At 58.8% G+C, this 25160-nt stretch carries 25 protein-coding genes; 4 read left to right on the top strand and 21 right to left on the bottom strand.

All coding sequences use genetic code 11. The features are described 5' to 3' along the window. Positions 1-10 precede the first annotated feature (10 nt). From M5B98_RS25200 to M5B98_RS25175, 6 genes are all read right to left on the bottom strand, one after another. Entirely contained in the window at positions 11-619 is a 609-nt protein-coding gene (locus M5B98_RS25200) for a phage baseplate assembly protein V (RefSeq protein WP_248744313.1), read from the bottom strand. 3 nt (positions 620-622) lie between these two features. After that, positions 623-1144: a hypothetical protein gene (locus M5B98_RS25195; RefSeq protein ID WP_248744312.1), complete on the bottom strand. Its 522-nt coding sequence runs from the start codon at positions 1142-1144 to the stop codon at positions 623-625. 72 nt (positions 1145-1216) lie between these two features. Continuing rightward, positions 1217-1558, bottom strand: coding sequence for a phage holin family protein (locus M5B98_RS25190; RefSeq protein WP_065259216.1), 342 nt, complete (start codon positions 1556-1558; stop codon positions 1217-1219). Positions 1559-1702: 144 nt separating this feature from the next. Beyond that, positions 1703-2122 carry a tail fiber assembly protein gene (locus M5B98_RS25185; protein ID WP_085697348.1) on the bottom strand — a complete coding sequence of 140 codons (420 nt, stop codon included), beginning with the start codon at positions 2120-2122 and terminating at the stop codon, positions 1703-1705. Positions 2123-2280: 158 nt separating this feature from the next. Beyond that, positions 2281-2715, bottom strand: a complete 435-nt coding sequence (locus tag M5B98_RS25180; RefSeq protein WP_248744311.1) for a tail fiber assembly protein — start codon at positions 2713-2715, stop codon at positions 2281-2283. Positions 2716-3267: 552 nt separating this feature from the next. Then, positions 3268-4002 carry a helix-turn-helix transcriptional regulator gene (locus M5B98_RS25175; RefSeq protein WP_085712860.1) on the bottom strand — a complete coding sequence of 245 codons (735 nt, stop codon included), beginning with the start codon at positions 4000-4002 and terminating at the stop codon, positions 3268-3270. Positions 4003-4317: 315 nt separating this feature from the next. Between M5B98_RS25175 and M5B98_RS25170 the strand changes: the two genes are divergently transcribed. Beyond that, positions 4318-5244 carry a hypothetical protein gene (locus tag M5B98_RS25170; protein WP_248744310.1) on the top strand — a complete coding sequence of 309 codons (927 nt, stop codon included), beginning with the start codon at positions 4318-4320 and terminating at the stop codon, positions 5242-5244. Positions 5245-5337: 93 nt separating this feature from the next. Here M5B98_RS25170 and M5B98_RS25165 read toward each other — a convergent pair whose 3' ends face one another. Then, positions 5338-6390, bottom strand: a complete 1053-nt coding sequence (locus M5B98_RS25165; protein ID WP_248744309.1) for a class I SAM-dependent methyltransferase — start codon at positions 6388-6390, stop codon at positions 5338-5340. Between the two features lie 261 nt (positions 6391-6651). Between M5B98_RS25165 and mutS the strand changes: the two genes are divergently transcribed. Together mutS and fdxA are read left to right on the top strand one after the other, a co-directional pair. Continuing rightward, positions 6652-9195: a DNA mismatch repair protein MutS gene (gene mutS, locus M5B98_RS25160; protein WP_248744354.1), complete on the top strand. Its 2544-nt coding sequence runs from the start codon at positions 6652-6654 to the stop codon at positions 9193-9195. Positions 9196-9358: 163 nt separating this feature from the next. Further along, positions 9359-9682 (top strand): ferredoxin FdxA, encoded by a 324-nt coding sequence (gene fdxA, locus M5B98_RS25155; RefSeq protein WP_007908827.1) that lies wholly within the window; start codon positions 9359-9361, stop codon positions 9680-9682. A gap of 512 nt (positions 9683-10194) precedes the next feature. Here fdxA and rpoS read toward each other — a convergent pair. The 8 genes from rpoS to M5B98_RS25115 all read right to left on the bottom strand — a co-directional run bounded on the left by rpoS (position 10195) and on the right by M5B98_RS25115 (position 17402). Continuing rightward, positions 10195-11202 (bottom strand): RNA polymerase sigma factor RpoS, encoded by a 1008-nt coding sequence (gene rpoS / locus M5B98_RS25150; RefSeq protein ID WP_007954831.1) that lies wholly within the window; start codon positions 11200-11202, stop codon positions 10195-10197. 106 nt (positions 11203-11308) lie between these two features. Further along, the gene (locus tag M5B98_RS25145) at positions 11309-12190 is read right to left on the bottom strand and encodes a peptidoglycan DD-metalloendopeptidase family protein (protein ID WP_248744308.1); all 882 of its coding nucleotides are present in this window, start codon (positions 12188-12190) and stop codon (positions 11309-11311) included. A 212-nt stretch (positions 12191-12402) separates the two neighbouring features. Beyond that, positions 12403-13038: a protein-L-isoaspartate(D-aspartate) O-methyltransferase gene (locus tag M5B98_RS25140; protein WP_169432601.1), complete on the bottom strand. Its 636-nt coding sequence runs from the start codon at positions 13036-13038 to the stop codon at positions 12403-12405. 41 nt (positions 13039-13079) lie between these two features. Continuing rightward, positions 13080-13829: a 5'/3'-nucleotidase SurE gene (surE, locus tag M5B98_RS25135; RefSeq protein ID WP_085712856.1), complete on the bottom strand. Its 750-nt coding sequence runs from the start codon at positions 13827-13829 to the stop codon at positions 13080-13082. Then, on the bottom strand, positions 13817-14875 hold the full coding sequence (truD, locus tag M5B98_RS25130) for a tRNA pseudouridine(13) synthase TruD (RefSeq protein WP_134825650.1): 1059 nt from the start codon (positions 14873-14875) through the stop codon (positions 13817-13819). Before truD ends, surE begins: the two co-directional genes overlap by 13 nt. Next, positions 14872-15345, bottom strand: a complete 474-nt coding sequence (gene ispF, locus M5B98_RS25125; protein ID WP_042606995.1) for a 2-C-methyl-D-erythritol 2,4-cyclodiphosphate synthase — start codon at positions 15343-15345, stop codon at positions 14872-14874. The genes truD and ispF overlap by 4 nt, the downstream gene beginning before the upstream one ends. 43 nt (positions 15346-15388) lie before the next feature. Next, a complete protein-coding gene (fghA, locus tag M5B98_RS25120) occupies positions 15389-16234 on the bottom strand; it encodes an S-formylglutathione hydrolase (RefSeq protein WP_248744307.1) in 846 nt (281 codons plus the stop codon). A 55-nt stretch (positions 16235-16289) separates the two neighbouring features. Next, the gene (locus M5B98_RS25115) at positions 16290-17402 is read right to left on the bottom strand and encodes an S-(hydroxymethyl)glutathione dehydrogenase/class III alcohol dehydrogenase (protein WP_115076730.1); all 1113 of its coding nucleotides are present in this window, start codon (positions 17400-17402) and stop codon (positions 16290-16292) included. Positions 17403-17518: 116 nt separating this feature from the next. Between M5B98_RS25115 and M5B98_RS25110 the strand changes: the two genes are divergently transcribed. After that, complete coding sequence (locus tag M5B98_RS25110; RefSeq protein ID WP_248744306.1) at positions 17519-18415, top strand: LysR substrate-binding domain-containing protein; 897 nt, start codon at positions 17519-17521, stop codon at positions 18413-18415. On the opposite strand, the gene ispD is transcribed toward M5B98_RS25110, so the two are convergent. The 6 genes from ispD to tilS form a co-directional block, all read right to left on the bottom strand. Next, positions 18412-19119 carry a 2-C-methyl-D-erythritol 4-phosphate cytidylyltransferase gene (gene ispD / locus M5B98_RS25105; RefSeq protein ID WP_248744305.1) on the bottom strand — a complete coding sequence of 236 codons (708 nt, stop codon included), beginning with the start codon at positions 19117-19119 and terminating at the stop codon, positions 18412-18414. The genes M5B98_RS25110 and ispD overlap by 4 nt on opposite strands. After that, positions 19116-19394, bottom strand: coding sequence for a cell division protein FtsB (ftsB, locus tag M5B98_RS25100; RefSeq protein WP_003222158.1), 279 nt, complete (start codon positions 19392-19394; stop codon positions 19116-19118). The genes ispD and ftsB overlap by 4 nt, the downstream gene beginning before the upstream one ends. A 171-nt stretch (positions 19395-19565) precedes the next feature. After that, positions 19566-20855, bottom strand: a complete 1290-nt coding sequence (gene eno / locus M5B98_RS25095; RefSeq protein WP_248744304.1) for a phosphopyruvate hydratase — start codon at positions 20853-20855, stop codon at positions 19566-19568. Between the two features lie 156 nt (positions 20856-21011). After that, entirely contained in the window at positions 21012-21857 is an 846-nt protein-coding gene (gene kdsA, locus M5B98_RS25090; RefSeq protein ID WP_007954807.1) for a 3-deoxy-8-phosphooctulonate synthase, read from the bottom strand. Positions 21858-21862: 5 nt separating this feature from the next. Beyond that, positions 21863-23494, bottom strand: coding sequence for a CTP synthase (locus tag M5B98_RS25085; protein ID WP_011332696.1), 1632 nt, complete (start codon positions 23492-23494; stop codon positions 21863-21865). Between the two features lie 274 nt (positions 23495-23768). Next, a complete protein-coding gene (tilS, locus tag M5B98_RS25080) occupies positions 23769-25097 on the bottom strand; it encodes a tRNA lysidine(34) synthetase TilS (RefSeq protein WP_248744303.1) in 1329 nt (442 codons plus the stop codon). Positions 25098-25160 lie beyond the last annotated feature (63 nt).

The raw sequence follows: 25160 nt of genomic DNA, 5'->3' as shown, positions 1-25160 counted from the left end.
GGCTCTTGATTCAGGGGCTGATGACGCGACCCTGGTGATCCACCAACGGGCCGCTGAAGTGCACGCCCGAGGCGTCGATGGTCAGCCCGGTGGCGCCCAGTTGCAGGTTGATCGCTTGCGGCGTCATCGCCAGCCGCGCCGGGCCGATGCTCAGTTCAAGGGATTCGCGAGAACCGCTGAAGGCTGCCGGGCCGTTTTGCCAGTGCAGGGTGTGCGTGGCGTCGTCGTAGCCGCTTTCGCTGCCATCGGCATGCACCCGTCGCGTCAACGTGGGGATGGTCGCAACGGGTGGAAAGCGATCACTGTTCAAGCCGAACAACGCCACGCTTTGCGCACCGCTTTCGCCGCTGCCGTAGTTGAGCAACAGACACTGTTCGCCCACGCTGGGAATCCGCGACTCGCTCTGCGCGCCGGCGCTCGGGTTGAAGAACTTGATGGCCGGGGTGAGCAATCCACCGTGGCTGACCTTGCAGGTGTTGCTCGCAGCGTCGACTTCCTGACAAATGCCGATGCGGCAATAGCTTTCGGCGCGTCGGTGCAGGTCTTCGATCTCTGCTTCCATCTCGGCCAGGCGCTCGATGATCGGGCCCAGTTGCATGCGCAGTAACGCGTCAAACATCGGTCAGGCCTCCAGCGAGGTGTATTGGTCGGGGTCGTCGATGTCGCTGACTTCCCAGGTGCGGGCGAATTTCGGGGTGCCGAGCGGGTCGTCAAGCAAGGTCGGACCGAGGTAGAGGGTCTGGTTGAAAGTCAGGGTCCAGGCCTTGTTGGGCTGATAGGCGCGAATCGCCAGTGACGGCAAACCATCGAGATTCATCGGCAGATCGCATTGATCGCCGGGCAGGCCCCAGCGGTTGTCGGTGATCAGGTTCTTCAGGGCGGCGATCAGGTCACACGCGGCAAACGCGGTGGCGGAAATGGCCGGAATAACCTGAAGGGACAGCGTCAATACGTGGGCAATGCGCCCATTGGCGGCGCGCTCTCCCGGTGCATTGCGTTCGATGTCGATCAGCACCCAGGCCTTGTCGCCGGGTGCCGTGAAGTCGTCGTGATTGCCGACCTGCACGTTCAGGTCGGCGTTGTTGCGCAAGGCTGTCGCCATCGCCGTGAACAGCTGCGAAGGCTGCCGGATCGGTGCGGGCATGCATGACCTCCTTTTCAAATATCCACGCGCAGTCCCGCCGCACGGCGTGCAGCGAGGCAAGAAAGGGGTGGGTTACTGTGGATCGCGCGGTGGCGGAACTTCGCAGACGCCGATGCGCTTGGCGGCCCAGCGTTCGTACAGACCGATGGCCACGTCGGCGCCGGCCATGGCAGTCAGGCAGCCGAAGGCGCCGGCGGCCCAGATCGACATGCCGGCGGCGTACAGCAGCATGATCGCCGAGACGCCGCAGATCATGCAGGCGCCGGAGCGCAAGGCCAGCCGGCGCAGCAGTGGCCAGCCACGGGCACCGTCCTTGTCGGCGCGCCACATTTCGCCGGAGACCCCGCCGGCCACGGCAAGGAGGATGACCAACCAGATCGGCATGTCCGCCAACGCTTGTTGCTCGTTTGTCATGTCACGCCTCCGTAGGTGATTGATGAGTGTTGTGTATTGAGTTCAAACGGTTTCTCTCGAGGCGGGCATTCCAAAAAGCCCGGCGCTGAAGCCGGGCTTTTCAGTAGTGCGCTCCTGATGCAACGGCTGGCCGATGCGACCGGATCAGAACGGTGCCACCGGCCAGGTAACTGTGTACGGATAGCCGGACTGTTTCGACATATCGCCCAGATCAATGCAGTACTGCTTGTAAGCCAGCAACTGAGTCTGGTCTTCAGGTGTGGCAACGCTGAGGTCGACTTTGTATTGCAGCGGATGTACCAACAGCCACTTGCTGGCAGCCGTCAGCAATTCCAGAGCGGTCTGGGCCACATCTTTTTCGAGGTCCTGGACGGTTGGCTCACTGAAGACCCAGTCAACATAATTTGTAGTTGTCGCTTTCCATCCCACCTGAACAGCGGTGTTTGCGGTGATCTCAACCCACAAACCATCCCCGTCCGTTGGGGCTACTTCAGCGTCCACAATCTGCGTGACTTTGTTGAACGGCTTCGAATAATCGGTTTTAACCAACGCATAGCGATTCATCTACTTCTCCCTTTAATCTTTACTGGCGAATATCGCCCTTGGTTTTGCTCTCCTGAACGTACGCTCCATTGTCTAGAGCGGAGTAAATATCAGGCAGGCATTCCAAAAAGCCCGGCTCGGTGGCCGGGCTTTTCAGTAATGCGCTCCCGCGTCTTGAACTAGAAGGGAGCTACCGGCCAGTTGATGGTGGTCGGATAACCGGATTGACTCTTCACTTCGCTGACAGCGACGTAGTACTCCTGGTAGGCAACCCATGCAGATTGTTCGGCAGGTGAGGCAACACCCAGAAGGACCTTGTATTGCAAGGGGTTGAACTTCAACCAGCGAGCGGCTTCGTCATAGCGTTTCTCGCACTGTCCGGTCACCATTTGAATCCGCTCTTCAGCCGTCAGTTCGGTGAAGACCCACGAGTCCGACGACCCGTTAAAGTACGATTTGGCCTTCCACCCCACCTGAGCTGTCGTGTCGCCTGTGACATCGATCCATAGCCCCGCGTCCGAGTTGGCCGGCTTGCCTTCATCGGTATCCAACACTTGCTCAACCAGCATAAAAGTGGTTGCGTAGGCTGCGTTTACAAGTACATATCGTTTCATGTGTTTCCCTTCTGGTTTGATTGTCCTGAACATGGGCTTACAGCCAGGTACAACGAGCGATTACGTTTTTCTCTGCGATTACTGCGTTGGCAGGCATTCCAAAAAGCCCGGTCATTGACCGGGCTTTTCAGTAATGCGCTCCTTCGCCTTCCTTCAATCCTGTGTACGTGAAGGAAGCTGACTTTTCGGCGCTACTGGCGCGGTACGAGTCCATTCAAATTGTTTTTTCCGACCGCGGTCCCTGCCCGCCGGATAACTGCTTCTGGTGCTTTACGCTGCACACCCGGGTCAGTTGCCAACCCTCTGAACCGTTGAGGCCGGTTCATCGCTGCCTGTTCTTGTGGAACTAAAGAGCTGTTGTTGCCAGCCGCTTTGTCGAGCGGCTTGGTGGCAAGGATATGCATGGATGCATATACAGTCAATGCGTAAATGCATTTATTTATGCGCGCGAAATGCGCGAGTGCATGAAAGCCCCGCCAATCAAGGGTTGCCCGGTTTTCTTCAGGCGAAAAAAAACCCGCCGTGGGCGGGTTTTATCTGAGAGAGGGATCGTTACCGGGCGTACATGCCCCACCAGAAGACGTGACCGAGGATGACGATCTGCTCTTCCTGCATATCCTGGAAGCTATAGTCCTCGTCCGGGTGCTCATCGCGATTGAAGCTGCGCAGACGGATGCCGGTAGGCAGGCGATAGAGTTGCTTCACCCGCAATTGGCCGTTGTGGTTGATCGCATAAAGGTCGCCATCAATGATGTCACCGATCCCGCACTTGCCCGCGTTGACACCGACGGTGGCGCCGTCACGCAGTACCGGCAACATACTGTTGCCCCGTACGGTCACGCATTTGGCCTGGTCGAACTGAACGCCGTTATGGCGCAGGCTGCGCTTGCCGAAGCGCAGGCTGGAGCGTTCGCTCTCTTCGATGACGAATCTTCCTGATCCAGCAGCCAATTCAACCTCGCGAAGGAAGGGCACCGACACCTCGTCGTCATCGACGGGCGTGTCATCGTCCCACAGGCTTATGTCCTTGAGTTCGGAATGCAACTCCTCGCGGCCGCCGCCCGCGACCGGCGCAACATCCGCGCGCCCGCGCAACTGATCGGTACTCACGGCGAAGTACTCGGCGATCTTCGAGATGTGCTTATCCGAAGGATCGACGATCTTCCCGCTAAGAATCCGCGAGAGAGTGGATTGAGGCACGCCGGTGCGACGGTGGAGCTCCGTGGGGGAGATCCCGTGCTGATCGAGCAGTGCTCTTAAGACGGAGGATACGTTGCGTTTTTGCATAACGCGCATAGTGCTTGAAGTTTTTCGGGAAGACAAATGCTGATTTGCATAAAGCAGGGTTTTGCCATGCGATCAATCCGCGGTCGCCGTCTGCGATGATGGCAAGACATACGTCCGGCTTCGTGAACCCACCACGGCAAATTGGACTCATGCACGATCCTTCAAAAAACTCGGCAACACGCTACACGTATGCAAAAACATCGGCCTCGGCGCCGACGTTCGGGAGTATCTGTAACAACAGCTGATGGCTGATAGGCCTAGGGATTTCCTTTGGTACACTACGCACCAAATCAGCATAAGGGTGAGGAGATGTACATGTTGTGGGAAAAACTTGGGATCGTTTATGCACCGACCGGCAAGCTGATGTCGGCACAGACCCATGCAATGGTTCCCACGCCTTTCTTACTCGATGACGATACGATTCGGGTTTTTGTAACGCTCTGCGACGCCGACATGATCGGTCGCCCAGGATTCGTTGATGTCGACGCGAGAAACCCATTGCGCATTCTTCGCATTGAAGAATCCCCTCTGCTTGAGGTCGGTGCCCCCGGCAATTTCGACGATCACGGGCTGATCACTTGCAGCGTAACGCGGGGCCCAAATGGACGGCTATTTCTTTACTACGCCGGTTTTGAACTCTGTCAAACTATCCGCTACAGGTTGTTGACCGGAGTGGCTGTCAGCGACGACAACGGAGAAACTTTTCGCCGCGTCCGCGAAACGGCTGCACTGGAGCGTAGCGAAGATGAGAGATATTTCCGTGGAGGTCCATTCGTCATCTTTGAAAGTGGCATTTTCAAGATGTGGTACGTCGCCGGATCGGAGTGGGAAGAAATCGACGGAAAGCAGATGCCCGTCTATGAACTTCGATACCTGGAATCATCCAATGGCGTTGACTGGGGTCCGAGGGGCGAAACTGTCTTGCCAATCACCGAGCCAGATGAGCACGGGTTTGGACGACCATGGGTCACACAACAGGAAGACGGCAGCTATTCGCTTTTCTATTCGGTGAGAAGTCGTTCGTTGCGAGCGTACAGAATGGGATACGCAACGTCTTCCGACGGCAGACAATGGTCGCGAAAAGACAGGGAACTTGGGCTTGACGTAACACCTGGATCCTTTGACTCGGAAGGCATCATGTATGCCGCCGCCATTTCTGCTCACGGTAAGACATGGTGTTTCTACAATGGCAATGGTTTCGGAAAAGAAGGGTTTGCCGTAGCCGAGCTGGTCAGCTCATAAAGGCTGCCACACCAAACCCTATCAATTCATAACGATCAGCCGCGCATTAACAGTCGACACGACTTAATGCGCGGCAAAGTTGATCAACCTGGATCACGGCTTCGAACCGAGCGTATTTTCAATTGCTTTCTCAAGCCACTCCGCGACGCTTATACCCTGCGCCGCCGCAGACTTGACGACCTCTTCTTTGAGCTTGAGATCCACACCTTCCAGCTGCCCAAGATGCCGAGTCCGCATAGTACCGCCGCGCCGACCAACATGAGGAATATCTGGATTGATATAGGGGCCTTCCGCACTCTTGTCGAACTGGACTACATAAAAGCAGTTCCCGAGGACCCAACTTACGGAAGGGTTAATGGCCGAGAATGGCAGTAATCCGAGTGGTGCCTCATGCGCCCACAGGTAATTATTGGCGATTACCATGCGTCCATAATCGGTTTCACGCAACCACGGAGCTACCCCCTCGTCTCCAAATACGACACGGCCGCCATTTTTTGTAACACGGGCCATCTCCGCTATCGCCCCTTTCACATCATCAAACAAATTGATGCCACCGAAATGGAAAGCGGCATCAAAAAATCCATCCTCGAAAGGTAAGTTGCACGCGTTAGCAACGCTTAAACTTATTTGGCAGCGCCCTGCACCGGCTTGTTTGGTCAAAGTGTCGTACGTTGACATCACCATCTCTGGCGCCAAATCTGATGCAAAGATAGCCCCTTCCGGCCCGAGACAATTTTGCACGGCAAATACATCATCACCTATCCCGCATCCTGTAATAAGAACGCGTGAATTCGGCTTGAGATTAAGCCGGCTGACCAAGTCGAGTCGAAATGCATCCTCATCAACAGCAAATGTTCGAAACATCCAGGAAAGAAAGTTTCTGTAAACGGTCCTGGCGCCATCGAAGTCATACATATCGAGAGATGCCAGGCCTCCGTTGGAAAAATTATCGTCAGCCCGAAAATCAGGAATGTCCCCATCAACTTCCCGTAAAAACGGATAGCTCTGTTGCGCTCCTTTCAGCCCGTTTCCAGAGGTCTCAAGCGATGAGCCGTTTGAAGGGCAGACGTAGAATGAAAGCAGAGAGTTTTGATTATCCATTTCTTTTGCTCGCGCTGAAATTTCGCATTTTTGCATAATTTTCATACGATTGCGGATCTTTATAAAGGATGGTCGGCGTGCTTGAAAGGAAACCGCAGAGCTCAATGCGTAAACGTAATCACACACGGATCTTTGGCGGGCATACCGATTCCAAGATAACGGCACGTTATCTGCGGTGACGTGAAATCGATTTTGCAGAGCGGCCAACAACACCGAAAAATCCCTGTAGAATTCGCCGTTTGACCATTGTCAAATAGACAGACCGAGCCAAAGCCTTTGAATATCGACCTTTCCAGCCACACCCCGATGATGCAGCAGTACTGGCGCCTGAAGAATCAGCACCCGGACCAGCTGATGTTCTACCGCATGGGCGACTTCTACGAGATCTTCTACGAAGACGCAAAGAAGGCGGCCAAGTTGCTGGACATCACCCTGACCGCTCGCGGGCAGTCGGCGGGACAGGCGATTCCGATGTGCGGGATTCCGTATCACGCGGCTGAAGGTTATCTGGCAAAGCTGGTCAAGCTCGGCGAGTCGGTCGTGATCTGCGAACAGGTCGGCGACCCGGCCACCAGCAAGGGCCCGGTGGAGCGTCAGGTGGTACGGATCATCACCCCGGGCACGGTCAGCGATGAGGCACTGCTTGATGAGCGTCGCGACAACCTGATCGCGGCGGTGCTGGGGGACGAGCGCCTGTTCGGTCTGGCGGTGCTGGACATCACCAGCGGCAACTTCACCGTGCTGGAGATCAAGGGCTGGGAAAACCTGCTGGCGGAGCTTGAGCGGGTCAACCCGGTCGAGTTGCTGATCCCGGATGACTGGCCAAAGGACCTGCCGGCGGAAAAACGCCGTGGCGTTCGTCGCCGTGCGCCGTGGGATTTCGAGCGCGATTCGGCGCTGAAAAGTCTTTGCCAGCAGTTTTCAACCCAGGACCTCAAAGGCTTCGGCTGCGAGACGTTGACCCTGGCCATCGGCGCTGCCGGTTGCCTGCTGGCCTACGCCAAGGAAACCCAGCGTACCGCCCTGCCCCACCTGCGCAGCCTGCGTCATGAGCGGCTGGACGATACCGTGGTGCTGGACGGCGCCAGCCGTCGCAACCTGGAACTCGACACCAACCTGGCCGGTGGCCGCGACAACACCCTGCAATCGGTGGTCGACCGTTGCCAGACGGCCATGGGCAGCCGCTTGCTGACCCGCTGGCTCAATCGCCCGTTGCGCGACCTGACCGTGCTGCTGGCGCGCCAAAGCTCGATCACTTGCCTGCTCGACCGCTATCGTTTTGAAAGCCTGCAACCGCAGCTCAAGGAAATCGGCGACATCGAGCGGATTCTGGCGCGGATCGGTCTGCGCAATGCCCGCCCTCGCGACCTCGCCCGCCTGCGTGATGCACTCGGTGCCCTGCCTGAACTGCAAGTGGCGATGACCGACCTGGAAGCGCCGCATCTGCAACGTCTGGCGACCACCACCAGCACTTACCCGGAACTGGCGGCGCTGCTGGAAAAAGCCATTATCGACAACCCACCGGCAGTGATCCGTGACGGTGGCGTACTGAAAACCGGCTACGACAGCGAGCTCGACGAGCTGCAATCGCTGAGCGAAAACGCCGGTCAGTTCCTGATCGATCTGGAAGCCCGGGAAAAGGCCCGTACCGGCCTGGCCAACCTGAAAGTCGGCTACAACCGTATCCACGGCTACTTCATCGAACTGCCGAGCAAGCAGGCTGAATCGGCACCGGCAGACTACATTCGCCGTCAGACCCTCAAGGGTGCCGAGCGCTTCATCACTCCGGAACTGAAAGAATTCGAAGACAAGGCGCTGTCGGCCAAGAGCCGTGCCCTGGCTCGCGAGAAGATGCTGTACGAAGCGCTGCTGGAAGATCTGATCAGCCAGTTGCCGCCATTGCAGGACACCGCTGGTGCGCTGGCTGAACTGGATGTGCTGAGCAACCTCGCCGAGCGAGCACTGAATCTCGACCTGAATTGCCCGACCTTCGTCAGCGAGCCGTGCATGCGCATTACCCAGGGTCGCCACCCGGTGGTCGAGCAAGTGCTGACCACACCGTTCGTGGCCAACGATCTGAGCCTGGACGACAACACCCGGATGCTGGTGATTACCGGCCCGAACATGGGCGGTAAATCCACCTATATGCGTCAGACTGCATTGATCGTGCTGCTGGCTCACATCGGCAGCTTCGTGCCGGCGGCCAGTTGCGAGCTGTCGCTGGTAGACCGGATTTTCACCCGGATCGGCTCCAGCGACGACCTGGCCGGCGGGCGCTCGACCTTCATGGTGGAAATGAGCGAAACCGCCAACATCCTGCACAACGCCACCGAGCGCAGCTTGGTGCTGATGGACGAGGTCGGCCGCGGCACCAGCACCTTCGACGGTTTGTCGCTGGCATGGGCGGCGGCTGAGCGACTGGCACATTTGCGTGCCTATACTCTATTTGCAACGCACTATTTCGAACTGACCGTGTTGCCGGAAGCCGAGCCTCTGGTGGCCAACGTGCACCTCAACGCCACCGAGCACAACGAACGCATCGTGTTCCTGCACCATGTGTTGCCGGGGCCGGCCAGCCAGAGCTATGGCTTGGCGGTGGCACAACTGGCCGGTGTACCGAGCGAAGTGATCGTGCGCGCGCGCGAGCATCTGAGCCGACTGGAAGACACCGCGCTGCCCCATGAGGCGCCGAAGCCTGCCGCCAAAGGCAAACCGGCTACGCCGCAGCAAAGCGACATGTTTGCCAGCCTGCCGCACCCGGTACTGGATGAACTGGCCAAACTGGATCTCGATGACGTGACGCCGCGTCGGGCACTCGAAATGTTATATGCACTTAAGAACCGGATCTAAGCACCGAAGAACCGGATATAACGCAAACGGCTTCAAGCTGTTAGAATCTCGCGCGGTTCGGGATGCTGCTGGCTATTAGCCTGGCTGGCAGACATCGCTCCCGAACCTGGCGACCCCAACCGTGAAGGGGCAACGCTGCCGCCGCCTGAGGAGAAAATTAGAAATGACCTTCGTCGTCACCGACAACTGCATCAAGTGCAAGTACACCGACTGCGTAGAAGTCTGTCCGGTGGACTGCTTTTACGAAGGCCCGAACTTCCTGGTGATTCACCCGGATGAGTGCATCGACTGCGCCCTGTGCGAACCGGAATGCCCGGCCGTCGCCATTTTCTCCGAGGACGAAGTTCCGGAAGAAATGCAGGAGTTCATTCAACTGAACGTTGAGCTGGCCGAGATCTGGCCAAACATCACCGAGAAGAAAGAATCGCTGCCGGACGCCGAAGAGTGGGATGGCGTCAAAGGCAAGATCAAAGACCTCGAACGTTGATCTGTCCCGCGTTTGAAGAAAAGGCCCCTTGCGGGCCTTTTTGTTTTTCCGGGTTTTGCTTTTCTTCGGGCAAAAAAAAGGGGCGGTTTGACCCGCCCACATTTTTTCCCTATTCCCTGTGTTCCTTTTCATCGTCCTGATGAATCGCGTCCTGCGATGTCCATTCCCTTCCTCCTTGAAGGGCGTGTCTATCCGTCGACACAACCCAGATACTAAAGAGTTCCCCGGTTCGGGCAACCGGTCCGTTCCGGTAAAACCTTGTGTCATAAGCATTAAATATTTATAAATATTCATATAAATCAAAAGCTTACACATTACCTCACAGCCCAATGGATGTCTTCCGCAGTGTAAAAATAACGAACACTTACGAAAGAGTAAGCCAGGGCTTACACCGCGAGACTACAAACCCGGGAAATGACGACCGGTCGTCAGGTTCCAGGCCGCACGCCAAAGCCGGACAACAAAAAGCCCCGAACCAGTCGGGGCTTTTTGCGGGCGATCATGCAGGACGCTTACTGAAACAGCGACTCGCTCGACAGGCCGTTTTTCTCGAGGATCTCACGCAGGCGCTTGAGGCCTTCCACCTGGATCTGTCTCACCCGTTCCCGGGTCAGGCCGATCTCCAGGCCTACATCTTCCAGCGTGCTGCTCTCATGACCGCGCAGGCCGAAGCGGCGCACGACTACCTCGCGTTGCTTGTCGGTCAGCTCCGAGAGCCATTGATCGATGCTCTGCGACAGATCGTCGTCCTGCAGCAGTTCGCAAGGATCGGTCGGACGGTCATCCGTGAGGGTGTCCAACAGGGTTTTATCCGAATCCGGACCCAGCGAGACGTCGACCGAAGAAACCCGCTCGTTCAGGCCCAGCATGCGCTTGACCTCGCCCACCGGTTTTTCCAGCAGGTTGGCGATTTCTTCGGGTGAAGGTTCGTGATCGAGCTTTTGCGTCAGCTCCCGTGCGGCCCGCAGGTACACGTTGAGCTCTTTGACCACATGGATCGGCAGCCGGATGGTCCGGGTCTGATTCATGATCGCGCGCTCGATGGTCTGACGGATCCACCAGGTCGCGTAGGTCGAGAAGCGGAAGCCGCGCTCGGGATCGAACTTTTCCACCGCGCGGATCAGTCCGAGGTTGCCCTCTTCGATCAGATCCAGCAGCGACAGCCCCCGATTGACGTAACGCCGGGCGATTTTGACCACCAGCCGCAGGTTACTTTCAATCATGCGCTTGCGCCCGGCGGGATCGCCACTTTGCGACAGACGCGCAAAATGAACTTCTTCCTCCGGGGAGAGCAATGGGGAAAAGCCGATTTCGTTGAGGTACAGCTGCGTGGCATCGAGTGCCCGGGTGTAGTCGATGTACTTGTGTTGCTTAAGTGAAGCGGAGTGTTTGGATTTGGCACGAACGGAAGGTGGAGCAGCCCCTTCATCATTCGACATCGAATCCGAATCGATGCCGGTCTCCATCAGGAGAACCTCATCGTCGATGTCAAACTCCGGCACTTCTTTACTGAGAGCCATTGTTATAGTCCTTTGGTGAGTTCGACCCCAAGCTCAAGCGACGCCTTTATCCTTGGCAACGCTGGAGCCTGTCCCCTCTACGTGAAGAAACAGGCTGGTCTGCAAATCAACGTCTTGGCAGGAACTGCAGCGGATCTACAGGTTTACCTTGTCGGCGAATCTCAAAATGCAGTTTCACCCGGTCTGTACCCGTTGACCCCATTTCGGCAATTGTCTGTCCGACTTTGACCTGCTGCCCCTCCCGTACCAACAGCCGACGGTTGTGTCCGTAAGCACTGACGTAGGTTTCGCTGTGTTTGATGATGACCAATTCGCCGTAGCCCCTTAAGCCACTCCCGGCGTAAACCACCGTCCCATCAGACGCAGCTAAAACAGGCTGTCCCAAATCTCCGGCGATATCAATTCCTTTATTCAAACTACCGTTTGAAGAGAATTTACCAATCAGAATGCCATTAGATGGCCATCCCCAGCCGGTCGGGGCCGGGCCCGGTGGAGGCAATGGAGCCGGTGCCGGCTTGTTGGCGACGGACGGTACAACGGTCGTCGAAGGGGCCCCGGAACCGGTGGTTGTGGTGGTGGTCGTGCCATTTGCCTGGCGCCGGATTATCGTGGTTCTGCTCGACGAAGACGGCGCCGAACCACTGCTGCTGGCCACGGCAGTCGACGTTGAACCCGGGCGCCCGTCAAAGCGAATCGTCTGACCCGGATGGATCGTGTACGGCGTAGGAATATTGTTCCGGGCAGCGAGGGCTTTGTAGTCCCAGCCATAGCGAAACGCGATGGAAAACATCGTGTCGCCCGGACGGACTACATACTGTCCGGTCGTCACTGTAGGACGCTGGGCGACCGCATTGTTGCGATCGACGACCCGAACGTTGTTCGATTTGGTGCTGGAGCAACCAACCAGCAAGGTGCTCAAGACAAGGCCAGTCACCAGGCGCTGAAAGCTCGTGTTACCCATACGCTGCGCAATGACTGTGAGACTCACCCGCCGCTCCCTTTGTGGTGGCTGAAAAAATGTGGAATGCCGATTTCGGCGTGTAGCTTCGCAAGTATAACGGGCAAATCCGGCTTTACCTTTAATGAAGCGTTATCGCTCGGCGCACACGTTTGCTCATGGACGATGAATTCTGTTTAAACAAACGGTGCCGCTGTAAGACAGGTGCACTCGCAAGGAATTCAGCGCCGAAAAACAAATGCTCAGGCCAGCGGCCCGTTGAGCAATGGCACGAAACGCACCGCCCCGAGAACGTGTCGGGAGAAGCCGTTTTCTTCGCGCACGATCAACATCAATTGCTGAACTTCGCCTGAGCCGACCGGGATGACCATCCGCCCGCCCGGTGCCAGCTGATCGAGCAGCGCCTGGGGCACATCGGTCGCCACGGCCGTGACGATGATGCCGTTGTACGGCGCCAGCGCCGGCCAGCCTTCCCAGCCATCGCCCCAGCGGAACACCACGTTGCGCAGGTTGAGCTCGACCAGGCGTTCCTTGGCCCGGTCCTGCAGCACCTTGATCCGCTCGACGGAGAACACCCGCTCGACCAGTTGCGACAACACCGCCGTCTGATAACCGGAACCGGTGCCGATTTCCAGCACCTTGTCCAGCGGCCCCGCCTCGAGCAGCAACTCGCTCATGCGCGCGACCATATAAGGCTGGGAGATGGTCTGGTTGTGGCCGATCGGCAGCGCGGTGTCTTCATAGGCACGGTGCGCCAGCGCTTCGTCGACGAAGAGATGACGCGGCGTACGGCGGATCACTTCCAGCACGTTGGCGTTAGACAGCCCTTCTTCATACAGACGCTGAATCAGGCGTTCACGGGTGCGCTGGGAGGTCATCCCGATGCCGCTGCGCAACCGGTCGTCTTGTTCACGAGCCATCAGTTGAGCCCCTCCAGCCAGCCGTCGAGACTTCTGAAAGCATCATTGAAGGTGCGATCGAGCTGCAACGGAGTGATGGAAACGTAGCCCTGCATCACCGCATGGAAATCGGTGCCCGGACCGCCGTCCTCGGCATCGCCGGCGGCAGCAATCCAGTAACCGGCCTTGCCACGGGGATCGACCACTTTCATCGGCGCTGCCGCACGAGCGCGATGGCCCAGGCGCGTCAGCTGAATGCCGCGAATGTGATCAAGCGGCAGATTGGGAATGTTCACATTCAGTACCGTGCGCGGTGGCAGATCGAGCCCGGCGTGGGCTTCGACCAGTTTGCGCGCAAAGTAGGCGGCGGTGGGCAGATTGTCCACCTGCCGGGAAGCCAGCGAGAAGGCAAACGATGGGCGCTCAAGAAAGCGGCCTTCAAGGGCCGCCGCCACTGTCCCGGAATACAACACGTCGTCACCCAGGTTGGCTCCGAGGTTGATGCCCGAGACCACCATGTCCGGTTCGCGTTCCAGCAAACCGTTGAGCCCCAGGTGCACGCAGTCGGTCGGCGTGCCGTTGAGACTGATGAAACCGTTGGCCAGGTATTGCGGGTGCAGCGGACGATCCAGCGTCAGCGAACTGCTGGCACCGCTCTTGTCCTGTTCCGGGGCGATAACCACGCATTCGGTGTAATCCGCCAGCGCAGCATAGAGCGCGGCAAGACCGGGCGCAGTCACCCCATCGTCGTTAGAAATCAGAATACGCATGGGCTGTCCGTCTGCCCCACCGGCACCAGATCAACGAGTTCGCGCACCAATACGGTGGCGAAGCATCCGGCCGGGAGGACGAATTCCAGTTGCAGAATGTCAGGCTCGGGATAATGCCACGTCAACCCGCCAATGGGCAGCCGCAGGATACGACGTTCGTGGCTCATACCGGCATTAATCAACCAATCGCGCAGATCCGCCTCGCGTGCGGCGATTGCCTGCTCCAGATCATGGACAGCGCCGGCGGCCGGTGAGTCACCTTCGCCCCACTGCGGACCGGTCGGATGCAGATCGAGAATCGCCAGGCGCGGGTCGCTGCACTCGGCAACACCCGCCGGGAAAAAGCTGCGGCTGTCGGTGAAGGCCAGCAGATCGCCGACCTGGGCGCGCTGCCAGGTACCATCGGCAACACGTGCCGCCAGCACTTGGTTGAACAGAAAACTGCGTGCGGTCGACAGCAGGCGCGAGCGCACATTGCGCTGCTCCGGCAAAGCCTTCCGCGCCGCCCATGAACGGGCATCGACGACGTTGCCACCGTCATGACCGAAACGCTGGGCACCGAAGTAGTTCGGAATACCTTGCTTGGCAATCTGTTGCAGGCGCTCGTCGATGGCGGCTTTGTCGCCATTGAACTGAGTCAGGCGCAAGGTAAAACCGTTGGCCGAATGCGCGCCGCGTTGCAGCTTGCGCTTGTGGCGGGTGGTCTTGAGGATCTTCAGCGTATCGTTTTCCGCCGCCGACAGGTCCGGGTCAGCCTTGCCCGGCAGTTGCACACTGAACCACTGGCGGGTCAGCGCCTGACGGTCTTTAAGGCCGGCATAGCTGACCGTGCGCAACGGCACGCCGGCCGCCTTGGCAATGCGTCGTGCCGCTTCTTCGGTGTTCAGACCGCGCTTTTCTACCCAGATCCACAGGTGCTCGCCGTCACCGCTGAACGGAATGTCGAGGACTTCGTCGACCTGGAAATCTTCGGCGATGGCTTTCAGTACCGCGGTGCCGAGGGCGTCGCCATAGGCCCGCGGGCCGAGCAGTTGCAGTTCGTTCATGCGCGCAGCAACAAGGCAACGGAATGCACGGCAATGCCTTCTTCGCGACCGACGAAGCCGAGCTTCTCGGTGGTGGTGGCTTTCACGTTCACTTGATCCAGTTCTACTTGCAGATCCGCGGCAATCAGCGCGCGCATCGATTCGATATGGGGGGCCATTTTCGGGGCCTGGGCAACGATGGTGTTGTCGACGTTGCCGATTTTCCAGCCTTTGGCGTGGATCAGGCTGACCACGTGACGCAACAGCACACGGCTGTCGGCGCCCTTGAATTGCGGGTCGGTGTCCGGGAAGTGCTTGCCGATATCACCCAGCGCCGCCGCACCGAGCAAGGCATCGCTCAAGGCATGCAGCAGGACGTCACCGTCGGAGTGAGCGAGCAGCCCGAAGCCGTGTGCGATTCGCACGCCGCCCAGAGTAATGAAATCGCCTTCAGCGAAACGGTGCACATCATAGCCGTGGCCAATACGCATAAAAAAACGCCCCGAATTTTGTCAGGGCGTGATTCTACCTGCATTAGCCCTTTAGAGCGCGTGCGTGATGCTGCAAGTGGTCGTCTATGAAGCTGGCGATGAAGAAATAGCTGTGGTCGTAGCCCGGTTGCAGGCGCAACGTCAGCGGATGCCCCGCCTGTTTTGCCGCTTGTTGCAGCGCTTCCGGCTTGAGCTGGGTGGCGAGGAAATCGTCACGGTCACCCTGATCGACCAGCAATGGCAGTTTCTCGTGCGCCTCGGCGATCAGTGCGCAGGCATCCCACTCGCGCCATTTCGAACGGTCTTCGCCCAGATAACGGGAGAACGCCTTCTGACCCCACGGGCAATCCATCGGGTTGTTGATCGGTGAAAACGCAGAAACCGACTGGTAACGCCCCGGATTGCGCAACGCACAGACCAATGCACCGTGACCGCCCATGGAGTGGCCGCTGATGCTGCGCTTGTCCGACGCCGGGAAATGCGCCTCAACCAGTGAAGGCAATTCCTGCACGACGTAGTCATGCATCCGATAGTGTCGCGACCATGGCTCCTGCGTGGCGTTCAGGTAGTACCCGGCACCCAGGCCGAAATCCCACGCTCCATCAGGGTCACCCGGTACATCCGCGCCACGAGGGCTGGTGTCCGGCGCCACAATGATCAACCCCAGTTCGGCTGCCATGCGCATGGCTCCGGCCTTCTGCATGAAGTTCTCGTCCGTGCAGGTCAGGCCCGACAGCCAGTACAGCACCGGCAGCTTGCCGCCCTGCTCTGCCTGCGGCGGCAGGTACACGGCGAACACCATGTCGCAGCCCAGCACTTCGGAGCGATGGCGATAGCGCTTGTGCCAGCCGCCGAAACTCTTCTGACAGGAGATGTTTTCCAGACTCATGTAGGACTCCTACGCAGCCACGGCTGCACATTGGCAGCCGTGGCATCGCGATTGATCAGAAATGAATGACGGTACGGATGCTCTTGCCTTCGTGCATCAGGTCGAAGGCCTTGTTGATGTCTTCCAGGCCCATGGTGTGGGTGATGAAGGTATCCAGCGGGATTTCGCCGCTCTGAGCCATGTCGACATAGCTTGGCAACTCTGTACGACCACGCACGCCGCCGAACGCCGAACCGCGCCAGACGCGACCGGTCACCAGCTGGAACGGACGGGTAGCGATTTCCTGACCGGCACCGGCCACGCCGATGATGACCGACTCGCCCCAACCTTTATGGCAGCACTCAAGGGCTGCGCGCATCAGTTGCACGTTGCCGATGCATTCGAAGGAGAAATCGACGCCGCCATCGGTCATGTCGACGATCACTTCCTGGATCGGACGATCGAAGTCTTTCGGGTTCACGCAGTCGGTAGCGCCCAGTTGCTTGGCGATTTCGAACTTGGCCGGGTTGATGTCGATGGCGATGATGCGAGCGGCCTTGGCCTTCACCGCACCAATCACCGCCGACAGACCGATACCGCCCAGACCGAAAATGGCCACGGTGTCACCCGGTTTGACCTTGGCGGTGTTGATCACCGCACCGATACCGGTGGTCACGCCGCAACCGAGCAGGCAGACCTTTTCCAGCGGTGCATCCTTGGAGATCTTGGCCACGGAGATTTCCGGCAGCACGGTGTACTCGGAGAAGGTCGAGGTACCCATGTAGTGGAAAATCGTTTGGCCCTTGTAGGAAAAGCGCGAAGTGCCGTCCGGCATCAGGCCCTTGCCCTGGGTGGCGCGAATCGCCTGACACAGGTTGGTCTTGCCCGACTTGCAGAATTTGCACTGGCCGCACTCCGGGGTGTACAGCGGGATCACGTGGTCGCCGACGGCCACCGAGGTCACGCCTTCGCCGATCGCTTCAACGATGGCACCACCTTCGTGACCGAGGATCGACGGGAAGATACCTTCCGGATCAGCACCGGACAGAGTGTAGGCGTCAGTGTGGCAAACCCCGGAAGCCACCACGCGCAGCAACACTTCACCGGCCTTGGGCATGGCGACATCGACTTCTACGATTTCCAGCGGCTTCTTGGCCTCAAAGGCAACGGCGGCGCGCGACTTGATCATGCTGACTCTCCAGTGAATCCATTGAATAAAAAAACAGACTGGCAGTGTAGTCCAGCGCTGATTGATGAATAATCCGGACAAAAGCAAAACATTATTGCCATACAGGGATAATCCTGATGTCCGAAAACCGCTGGGAAGGCATCGACGAGTTCGTCGCCGTTGCCGAATGCAGCCAGTTCACCGCTGCTGCCGAACGCTTGGGCGTTTCTTCCTCGCACATCAGTCGACAAATCGTACGACTGGAAGAACGTTTGCAGACACGACTGCTCTACCGCAGCACCCGGCGCGTCACGCTGACAGAAGCCGGCCAGACCTTCCTGCAACATTGCCAACGACTGCAGGACGGTCGCGAAGAAGCGTTGCGTGCGGTCGGTGATCTGACCAGCGAGCCCAAAGGCATGCTGCGCATGACCTGCGCCGTAGCCTACGGCGAGCGCTTCATCGTGCCGCTGGTGACCCGGTTCATGGGGCACTATCCACAACTGCGCATCGATATCGAACTGACCAACCGGCAACTCGATCTGGTCCACGAAGGCCTGGACCTGGCGATCCGCCTCGGGCGTCTTCAGGATTCCCGGCTGGTGGCGACTCGTCTGGCCCCACGGCGCATGTACCTCTGCGCATCGCCGTCCTACCTCGAACGGTACGGTCGGCCACACAGTTTGTCGGAACTGAGCCGGCACAATTGCCTGATCGGCAGCTCGGACATCTGGCAGCTTGAGCAAAATGGGCGGGAATTTTCCCAGCGGGTGCAGGGAAACTGGCGCTGCAACAGTGGGCAAGCGGTGCTGGATGCAGCGCTGCAGGGCGTGGGTTTGTGTCAGTTGCCGGACTATTACGTGCTGGAGCACCTGCACAGCGGTGCATTGATCTCACTGCTGGAAGCGCATCATCCGCCAAATACGGCGGTGTGGGCGCTGTATCCACAGCAACGGCACCTTTCGCCGAAGGTGCGCAAACTGGTGGATTTTCTTAAGGAAGGTCTGGCCGAGCGGCCCGAGTACCGGATTTAACGACGGTTGGCCCAGCGCTGGCGCAACCATTCCAAATCTTCCGGGCGGGTGACTTTCAGGTTATCCGCACGGCCCTCGATCAGACGCGGCGCCATACCGGCCCACTCCATCGCCGAGGCTTCATCGGTGATCACCGCATCAGCCACCAGACTGTCCGCCAGCGCGCGGTGCAGTGCACCGAGGCGAAACATCTGCGGCGTATAGGCCTGCCAGATCACGCTGCGATCCACGGTTTCGACCACACGACCGTGCTTGTCGACCCGCTTCAGGGTGTCGCGCGCCGGCACGGCCAGCAGGCCGCCCACTGAATCGTCGGCAAGTTCTGAAAGTAACTTATCGAGATCGTCACGGCTCAGATTGGGCCGTGCCGCATCGTGCACCAGCACCCAATCCTCATCGTCGGCACCTTGCGCGTGCAAATGCAGCAAGGCGTTGAGCACCGAACCAGAACGCTCGGCGCCGCCATCGACCCGTTGAATTCGCGGATCGCTGGCGCTGGCCAGGGTCGGCCAATAAGGATCATCGACAGCAAGACTGACCACCAACCCCTTGAGGCTCGGGTGATCGAGGAAACAGCCGAGGCTGTGTTCGAGAATTGTGCGCCCGCCCAGTTGCAGGTATTGCTTGGGACGGTCCGCAGCCATACGGGCACCGACGCCCGCGGCAGGAATCACGGCCCAGAAGGCCGGCAGGGAATCGATCATTGGGCCAACTGGTAAAGGGTTTCGCCGTCCTTGACCATGCCCAGTTCGTGACGAGCCCGCTCTTCAACGGTCTCCATGCCTTTCTTCAACTCGCTGACTTCAGCGTCCATCACCCGGTTGCGCTCCAGCAGGGCTTCGTTCTCGGCGTGTTGATCAGCGATCTGCTGATTCAGTTCGGCAACCTGCGCCAGACTGCCATTACCCACCCACAGGCGGTACTGCAGACCGGCCAGCAGCAAGAGCAAGACGAGAAACAACCAGTAAGGACTGCGCATCGAATATCAGGTATCCAGTGAAAAAAGACAGCCACGCAAAAACTTTGAAGCATCTGATAGCACGAAGCCTGGAATATCCAGGCTTGTGCATATAAGGCATCAGATTAGTGGCAAATCCATCGCTGTCACGACTTTTCCGACACAATCCGGTGTCTTTTTAACATGTAGCGATCAGCCGCGGAACTCGGAGCGACCGTTGTACTTGGCTTTGCCATTCAACTGCTCTTCGATACGCAGCAGTTGGTTGTACTTGGAAACGCGGTCGGAACGGCACAGCGAGCCGGTCTTGATCTGGCCAGCCGAAGTGCCCACGGCCAGGTCGGCAATGGTCGAATCTTCGGTTTCGCCCGAACGGTGCGAGATCACGGCAGTGTAACCGCCAGCCTTGGCCATCTGGATGGCTTCCAGGGTTTCGGTCAGGGTGCCGATCTGGTTGAACTTGATCAGGATCGAGTTGGCGATCTTTTTATCGATGCCTTCTTTCAGGATCTTGGTGTTGGTCACGAACAGGTCGTCGCCGACCAGTTGGGTCTTCTCGCCGATCTTGTCGGTGAGGATCTTCCAGCCAGCCCAGTCGGACTCGTCCAGACCGTCTTCGATCGAGATGATCGGGTAACGCTCGGTCAGACCTTTCAGGTAGTCGGCGAAACCTTCAGCGGTGAACACCTGGCCTTCGCCGGACAGGTTGTACTTGCCGTCTTCGAAGAATTCGCTGGCCGCGCAGTCCAGAGCCAGGGTCACGTCGGTGCCCAGTTTGTAACCGGCGTTGGCAACGGCTTCGGAGATCACTTTCAGTGCGTCTTCGTTGGACGCCAGGTTTGGCGCGAAACCGCCTTCGTCACCGACAGCAGTGCTCAGGCCACGGGCCTTCAGCACGGCTTTCAGGTGATGGAAAATCTCGGTGCCCATGCGCAGACCTTCCGAGAAAGACTTGGCGCCAACCGGCTGAACCATGAATTCCTGGATGTCGACGTTGTTGTCGGCGTGTTCGCCACCGTTGATGATGTTCATCATCGGAACCGGCATCGAGTAAACACCCGGGGTGCCGTTCAGGTTGGCGATGTGTGCGTACAGCGGCAGGTCCTGATCCTGTGCAGCCGCCTTGGCCGCAGCCAGGGAAACGGCGAGGATGGCGTTGGCGCCCAGGGTTGCCTTGTTTTCGGTACCGTCGAGCTTGATCATCGCGTGATCCAGGGCTTTCTGGTCGCTCGGGTCGGTGCCCAGCAGCAGATCGCGGATCGGACCGTTGATGTTGGCTACCGCCTTGAGCACGCCCTTGCCCAGGTAACGGCTCTTGTCGCCATCACGCAGCTCGAGCGCTTCACGCGAGCCAGTGGATGCACCGGACGGCGCGCAAGCGCTGCCGATGATGCCGTTGTCGAGAAGCACGTCCGCTTCCACGGTGGGATTGCCACGGGAGTCGAGAACTTCACGACCTTTGATGTCGACGATTTTTGCCATTGTTGTAAACACTCCAAAGTTGACGAAAACGACGCAGCTAGAGGAAATCTTTTGACCGTCGGCAAGTGGTGTACAGCGGGCAGCTTGCAGACGACAACGCTCATACCCGAGGGCATGAGCGACAAATCGTGCGGTACTTTACCGGAGAATTGAGGTTTACGCGGTTTCTACCGTCGGAAAACTCTTCACCAGTTCGTCCAGGGCTTTGAGCTGGGCCAGGAATGGCTCCAGTTTGTCCAGACGCAAGGCGCAAGGGCCGTCGCATTTGGCGTTGTCCGGGTCCGGGTGCGCTTCGAGGAACAGACCCGCCAGCGACTGGCTCATGCCCGCCTTGGCCAGGTCGGTGACCTGGGCGCGGCGACCGCCGGCGGAGTCGGAACGACCGCCAGGCATTTGCAGCGAATGGGTCACGTCGAAGAATACCGGGTACTCGAACTGCTTCATGATGCCGAAGCCGAGCATGTCCACCACGAGGTTGTTGTAGCCGAAGCTCGAACCGCGCTCGCAGAGGATCAATTGATCGTTACCCGCTTCCACGCACTTGTTCAGGATGTGTTTCATTTCCTGAGGCGCGAGGAACTGGGCTTTCTTGATGTTGATCACAGCGTTGGTCTTGGCCATCGCGACGACCAGATCGGTCTGGCGCGACAGGAAAGCCGGCAACTGGATGATGTCGCAGACCTCAGCGACGACCGCGGCCTGGTCAGGCTCGTGGACGTCGGTGATGATCGGTACGCCGAAGGCTTGTTTGATGTCCTGGAAGATGCGCATGCCCTCTTCCAGGCCAGGACCGCGATAGGAGGTCACAGAAGAACGGTTGGCCTTGTCGAAGCTGGCCTTGAACACGTAAGGGATACCGAGTTTTTCGGTGACCTTCACGTACTCTTCGCAAACCTGCATGGCCATGTCACGGCTTTCCAGCACGTTCATGCCGCCGAACAGCACCATGGGTTTGTCGTTGGCAATCTCGATGTCGCCGACGCGGATGATCTTCTGTGCCATCGGGGTTACGCCTTCTTCTGGTGTTGAGCCAACGCTGCTTTCACGAAACCGCTGAACAGCGGGTGACCGTCACGCGGAGTCGAGGTGAATTCCGGGTGGAACTGGCAAGCGACGAACCATGGATGATCCGGGGCTTCGACCACTTCGACCAGCGCAGCATCGGAAGAACGACCGGAAATCTTCAGGCCGGCTTCGATGATCTGCGGCAGCAGGTTGTTGTTCACTTCGTAACGGTGACGGTGACGCTCGACAATCACATCCTTGCCGTAGCAGTCGTGCACCTTGGAGCCGGCTTCGAGCAGGCATTCCTGAGCGCCGAGGCGCATGGTGCCGCCCAGGTCGGACGCTTCGGTACGCACTTCAACGGCGCCGGTGGCGTCTTCCCACTCGGTGATCAGACCGACAACCGGATGGCCGCTGGCACGATCGAACTCGGTGGAGTTGGCGTCTTTCCAGCCCAGCACGTTACGGGCGAACTCGATGACCGCCACTTGCATGCCCAGGCAGATACCCAGGTACGGAACCTTGTTTTCGCGAGCGTATTGAACGGCAGTGATCTTGCCTTCCACGCCACGCAGACCGAAGCCACCCGGTACGAGGATCGCGTCGACACCTTCCAGCAGCGCGGTGCCCTGGTTCTCGATGTCTTCGGAATCGATGTAGCGCAGGTTGACCTTGGTGCGGTTGGTGATGCCGGCGTGACTCATCGCTTCGATCAGCGACTTGTAGGCGTCCAGCAGCTCCATGTACTTGCCGACCATCGCGATGGTGACTTCGTGCTCAGGGTTCAGCTTGGCATCGACGACCTTTTCCCACTCGGACAGGTCGGCGCCATTGCATTGCAGGCCGAAACGCTCGACGACGAAATCGTCCAGACCCTGGGCGTGCAGCACGGCCGGGATCTTGTAGATGGTGTCGACGTCTTCCAGGGAGATCACCGCACGCTCTTCAACGTTGGTGAACAGCGCGATCTTGCGACGCGACGACACATCCACCGGATGGTCGGAGCGGCAGATCAGCACGTCTGGCTGCAGGCCGATCGAACGCAGCTCTTTTACGGAGTGCTGAGTCGGTTTGGTCTTGGTTTCGCCAGCGGTGGCGATGTACGGAACCAGGGTCAGGTGCATCAGCATCGCGCGCTTGGAACCGACTTCCACACGCAGCTGGCGGATGGCTTCGAGGAACGGTTGCGATTCGATGTCGCCAACGGTACCGCCGATTTCCACCAGGGCCACGTCGGCATCGCCGGCGCCCTTGATGATGCGACGCTTGATTTCGTCGGTGATGTGCGGAATCACCTGGATGGTTGCACCCAGGTAGTCACCACGGCGCTCTTTGCGCAGCACGTGCTCGTAGACACGGCCGGTGGTGAAGTTGTTGTTCTGGGTCATGGTCGTGCGGATGAACCGCTCGTAGTGGCCCAGGTCCAGGTCAGTCTCGGCGCCGTCGTGGGTGACGAACACTTCACCGTGCTGGAACGGGCTCATGGTGCCCGGGTCGACGTTGATGTACGGATCCAGCTTCAGCATGGTGACCTTAAGCCCCCGCGCCTCCAGGATGGCCGCCAATGAAGCCGATGCAATGCCTTTCCCCAAAGAAGAAACAACACCGCCCGTGACGAATATGTAGCGCGTCATGAAAAACCCTAGAAGTCTGCGTTAAAGCGGTCCGAGCCGCCGGGGAAAGCGAAGGAAGGCCGAAGCCCCCGATCACCTGCATTAATCACAGTGCACCTTTCAAAAAAACCGCCGCGTTGGGACAGACCGGAAGTGAAAACACCGGTACGTTGCTCGCTACACATTTTTTGGAATCGCCCAGCAAAGACTGCTTGGTAATCGGCAACTCCTGCAATTCAGGCGAATCCACAGAAGTTGTATCAAGAAGGGAGCGTAGTCTACCGGAATGCCCCCTTCATCTCAAACCTTGATCTTCGTCAGAAGGCTGCCAATGCAATCGCCAGCCTTCCGGTGCATTGCTGTCGAGCCCCGGCAGGTTCGCCACGGCGAGCAATTCTTCACCGCGAAACAGCAGCGGCAATCTGCCACGCACAAAGGCCGGCACCGCGCGCTCATTGAGCAGGCGCTTGAGATCGCGATGTCCGCGATCCGCCAGATGCATCACCTCGCCGCCCTGTCGATAGCGGATCTGCAGCGGCCCTGCGGGAGTCTGACCGCTGAACATGACACGCCCGTTATCGGGCAAGCGTAGCGCCAGCGACGTCTCGCGCCAGTCACCGCTGACAACCGGCGTACGCAGCCAATGGCCGCTGAGCCACCACAGGCGACCGGCGCTGCGGTGCAACTCGCCATCCGCCAGACGCCAGACCGGAGCGGCATCGTTACCGGCATCGCGCAGATCGACCCAACCCGACCAATGGTCGGTATCCGGCAGTCGGGTGAGCGGTTCAAGCCAGTGACTGAGTGCATTGCGCTGGCGCGCATCGGACAACCCGGCGATGGCCGCGAACTCCAGCGATGGCAATCCCGACCATTCGAACTCACTGGGCAAGCTCGCTTGACTCAGATCAATCTGCGCCAGCTCATCAAGCAAACCTTGCGCCTCACGCAAATGCGCCGCACTGCGGGCCATGCTGGCGTGTGCCTGCGGCCAGCGACCGGTCAGCAACGGCATGACCTGATGACGCAGGTAGTTGCGCGAAAACTGTCGGTCCTGATTCGACGGATCCTCGACCCAACGCAGATCATGATCCCGCGCATAGGCTTCCAGTTCGGCACGCGAGATGTCGAGCAACGGCCGAAACAGACTGCCCTGCCCCAACGTTCGCTGCGCCGGCATGCCGGACAGACCGCGCACCCCGGCGCCTCGCAGCAAGCGGAACAACAGGGTTTCTGCCTGGTCGTCGCGGTGCTGGCCCGTCATCAAGACATCATTGATCCGGGTCGTCGAAGTGAATGCCGCGTAACGCGCATCCCGCGCCGCACGCTCAAGGCTGGCGCCCTTTTGCACAGTCACGTGAACGATCTGCAATGGAATGCCCAAGGCGTCACAGACAGCCTGGCAATGCACCGCCCACACGTCAGCCGCAACCTGAAGACCGTGATGGACATGGATGGCGCTTAACGCCGGAAGGGATTCGGATTTGGCGAGCGTTGCCAGAAGGTGTAGCAGGACGGTGGAGTCGAGGCCGCCCGACAAAGCGATACGCCAATGAGCCGCATCGAGCCAGGGCTTGAGATTGCGCAGAAGCCTGGAAGGCAAATCAATCGTCGACTGATCCATTTTTTTCCTTGGCACAAATCAAATGTGGGAGCGAGTCTGCTCGCGATAGCGGTGCAACAGCCA

The organism is Pseudomonas sp. MWU12-3088 (assembly GCF_023242405.1).
Classification (GTDB): Bacteria; Pseudomonadota; Gammaproteobacteria; order Pseudomonadales; family Pseudomonadaceae; genus Aquipseudomonas; species Aquipseudomonas kribbensis.
This window is presented reverse-complemented; position numbering and strand designations above follow the sequence as displayed.

Bases quoted from the DNA above. Each gene is read 5' to 3' on its own strand.
- rpoS (WP_007954831.1), bottom strand. From the start codon at position 11,202: ATGGCTCTCAGTAAAGAAGTGCCGGAGTTTGACATCGACGATGAGGTT.
- M5B98_RS25115 (WP_115076730.1), bottom strand. From the start codon at position 17,402: ATGATCAAGTCGCGCGCCGCCGTTGCCTTTGAGGCCAAGAAGCCGCTG.
- fdxA (WP_007908827.1), top strand. From the start codon at position 9,359: ATGACCTTCGTCGTCACCGACAACTGCATCAAGTGCAAGTACACCGAC.
- fghA (WP_248744307.1), bottom strand. From the start codon at position 16,234: ATGAGTCTGGAAAACATCTCCTGTCAGAAGAGTTTCGGCGGCTGGCAC.
- M5B98_RS25110 (WP_248744306.1), top strand. From the start codon at position 17,519: ATGTCCGAAAACCGCTGGGAAGGCATCGACGAGTTCGTCGCCGTTGCC.
- surE (WP_085712856.1), bottom strand. From the start codon at position 13,829: ATGCGTATTCTGATTTCTAACGACGATGGGGTGACTGCGCCCGGTCTT.
- M5B98_RS25180 (WP_248744311.1), bottom strand. From the start codon at position 2,715: ATGAAACGATATGTACTTGTAAACGCAGCCTACGCAACCACTTTTATG.
- M5B98_RS25085 (WP_011332696.1), bottom strand. From the start codon at position 23,494: ATGACGCGCTACATATTCGTCACGGGCGGTGTTGTTTCTTCTTTGGGG.
- ispD (WP_248744305.1), bottom strand. From the start codon at position 19,119: ATGATCGATTCCCTGCCGGCCTTCTGGGCCGTGATTCCTGCCGCGGGC.
- mutS (WP_248744354.1), top strand. From the start codon at position 6,652: ATGATGCAGCAGTACTGGCGCCTGAAGAATCAGCACCCGGACCAGCTG.
- M5B98_RS25170 (WP_248744310.1), top strand. From the start codon at position 4,318: ATGTTGTGGGAAAAACTTGGGATCGTTTATGCACCGACCGGCAAGCTG.
- ispF (WP_042606995.1), bottom strand. From the start codon at position 15,345: ATGCGTATTGGCCACGGCTATGATGTGCACCGTTTCGCTGAAGGCGAT.
- tilS (WP_248744303.1), bottom strand. From the start codon at position 25,097: ATGGATCAGTCGACGATTGATTTGCCTTCCAGGCTTCTGCGCAATCTC.
- M5B98_RS25195 (WP_248744312.1), bottom strand. From the start codon at position 1,144: ATGCCCGCACCGATCCGGCAGCCTTCGCAGCTGTTCACGGCGATGGCG.
- M5B98_RS25140 (WP_169432601.1), bottom strand. From the start codon at position 13,038: ATGACCTCCCAGCGCACCCGTGAACGCCTGATTCAGCGTCTGTATGAA.
- M5B98_RS25200 (WP_248744313.1), bottom strand. From the start codon at position 619: ATGTTTGACGCGTTACTGCGCATGCAACTGGGCCCGATCATCGAGCGC.
- M5B98_RS25175 (WP_085712860.1), bottom strand. From the start codon at position 4,002: ATGCAAAAACGCAACGTATCCTCCGTCTTAAGAGCACTGCTCGATCAG.
- kdsA (WP_007954807.1), bottom strand. From the start codon at position 21,857: ATGGCACAGAAGATCATCCGCGTCGGCGACATCGAGATTGCCAACGAC.
- truD (WP_134825650.1), bottom strand. From the start codon at position 14,875: ATGAACGAACTGCAACTGCTCGGCCCGCGGGCCTATGGCGACGCCCTC.
- eno (WP_248744304.1), bottom strand. From the start codon at position 20,855: ATGGCAAAAATCGTCGACATCAAAGGTCGTGAAGTTCTCGACTCCCGT.
- M5B98_RS25165 (WP_248744309.1), bottom strand. From the start codon at position 6,390: ATGAAAATTATGCAAAAATGCGAAATTTCAGCGCGAGCAAAAGAAATG.
- M5B98_RS25190 (WP_065259216.1), bottom strand. From the start codon at position 1,558: ATGACAAACGAGCAACAAGCGTTGGCGGACATGCCGATCTGGTTGGTC.
- M5B98_RS25185 (WP_085697348.1), bottom strand. From the start codon at position 2,122: ATGAATCGCTATGCGTTGGTTAAAACCGATTATTCGAAGCCGTTCAAC.
- ftsB (WP_003222158.1), bottom strand. From the start codon at position 19,394: ATGCGCAGTCCTTACTGGTTGTTTCTCGTCTTGCTCTTGCTGCTGGCC.